The sequence below is a fragment of the Vibrio sp. Vb1574 genome (genome assembly GCF_033338675.1).
In genome coordinates, this window is the sequence record NZ_JAWOTC010000099.1 from 1 (window position 1) to 2,140 (window position 2,140).

General features: G+C 47.3%; 2 protein-coding genes and 1 pseudogene. All 3 read left to right on the forward strand.

The annotated features are described in order from the left end of the window. Positions 1-128: 128 nt before the first annotated feature. Entirely contained in the window at positions 129-1,085 is a 957-nt protein-coding gene (locus R7O12_RS23760; RefSeq protein ID WP_005499739.1) for an AAA family ATPase, read from the forward strand. A gap of 14 nt (positions 1,086-1,099) precedes the next feature. Next, a complete protein-coding gene (locus tag R7O12_RS23765; RefSeq protein ID WP_318126488.1) occupies positions 1,100-2,026 on the forward strand; it encodes a DUF58 domain-containing protein in 927 nt (308 codons plus the stop codon). 40 nt (positions 2,027-2,066) lie between these two features. Beyond that, positions 2,067-2,140 (forward strand): annotated as a pseudogene (locus R7O12_RS23770) (DUF4381 domain-containing protein); the annotation flags it as partial.

A 2,140-nucleotide genomic window follows, 5' to 3' on the forward strand; every position in this document is an offset into this window, starting at 1 on the left:
TCGCTTGCAATCCTTTTCTTTGCCCCAATATTGAAAAGATAAATTTCGAGAGCGAACAGGAACTTTTTCCTGATTGGCAATGACCAATACTCAAAACGAAAATCAAATGGATATCGAGAGTCCAAAGCATGCATAAATCTAACTTCGAAACTCTTCAGCACTATTTAGAGTCTCAGATCATTGGCCAGCATGATCTGGTTAAACAACTGTTGATCGCCCTTCTTGCTGACGGGCATATTTTGGTTGAGGGTCCTCCGGGACTTGCTAAAACTCGCGCCGTAAAATCACTGTCTGATTGCGTAGAAGGCGACTTCCATCGCATTCAGTTCACCCCAGATTTGCTGCCTGCCGATTTAACCGGTACGGATATTTTTCGCCCAGAAACGGGCGAGTTCACATTCCAATCTGGGCCGATTTTCAATTCACTCATTCTTGCGGATGAAATCAACCGTGCGCCAGCCAAAGTACAAGCCGCAATGCTTGAAGCGATGGCAGAAAAGCAAGTCACCGCAGGTCGCCACACCTACGCACTGCCTGAGCTATTCTTGGTCATGGCGACGCAAAACCCGATAGAACAGGAAGGTACTTACCCTCTTCCAGAAGCTCAGCTCGATCGCTTTTTGCTTCACTTAGAAGTGGATTACCCAGATGCAGAACATGAATTAGCGATCTTGCGGATCAATCGTGGTGAAGCAAAAGGTGAATGCTCTATTGAGCGCCCAAGCTTGAGTCAGCAAGACATCTTCACCGCACGCCAAGAAGTGCTCGACATCCACATGGCAGAAGCCATTGAGCAATACATTGTGCGTTTGGTGATGGCAACACGCCGAGCAAGCGAATACGACAGTGAGTTGGATAAATGGCTAGCAATGGGTGTCAGTCCGCGTGCAACCATCGCCCTTGACCGATGCGCTCGTGCTCATGCTTGGTTAGCAGGTCGTGATTTTGTCTCTCCTGAAGATGTCCAAGCAATGGCGTACCCAGTGTTACGTCACCGATTATTGCTCAGCTACCACGCTCAAGCAGAAGGCGTAACGGCAAATCAAGTCATCGATAAGTTGCTAAGCTTGGTTGGCAGCGCATAAAGCGGGTGAGTGACATGTCTGCAAACCATCCATTACCGCCTCATGCGAATGGGGTGACATTAACACTAGAAGAACTGCTTCAATATCGCACGCAGTCGGTACGTTGGTTGCCACCGGCACAAAGCATTTGGTCGCAGATGAGCGGCAACCATACGAGCCGACAAAAAGGTCGTGGTATGGACTTTATGGAAGTGCGCCAGTATCAAGCCGGAGATGACATTCGCAGCATCGACTGGCGAGTCACAGCGCGCACCGGAAAAGCACACACTAAATTGTTTGCGGAAGACAAAGAACAAGCGGTGATTTTGTATCTCGACCTCAGCTCAAGCCTTCACTTTGGCTCAAAGTACGTATTGAAGTCAGTACAACTCGCTCATTTCGCCAGTGTTCTTATTTGGCTCACATTAGCCAAAAAGGATCGTATTGGCGCAGTGATTGATGATGGACATCAATGCTTAGAATTTCGCCCTTCCTCTTTGCAAAAACAGGGGCTACGGATTCTCAATGCTATCGTTGATACCCATAACGCGCAGTTGAATCAAGATCCAAATCATGAGACTCGAACAATGCCATATTCGCAAGTGTTAGAAACACTCCACACACTCACGCCAAAAGGCAGTGAACTGATTCTACTCAGTGACTTTGCACATGTAGAAGAAAGAGAGCTAACGCAACTGCGTCGCCTTAAACAACACAACAGCGTGAGAGCCATTCAGTTTTACGACCCATTGGAAAGAGGAGAAACCGACTTTCGTGGCCAAGCAAAAGCCTCTGATGGCCGTCGTAGCCAATGGTTCAACTTCGGCTCAACAGGACAAAGAAAAGCGCTCGAAACACACTTTACTCAACACCAAGAATCCATCAAACAACAGTGTCATTCGATGGCTATTCCATTTACCACGCTATCAAGTGGTTGGCCTTTGATTCAGCAATTAAGCTAACAGGCCTTACAAAGCAGTTTTCAATAAAGCAGTAATAATAATGACAACAAACAACCAAAGCCTAGACCTTGAACCTTTGATTTTGCCGAACGCTCCGGACTGGTTCCCACTTGC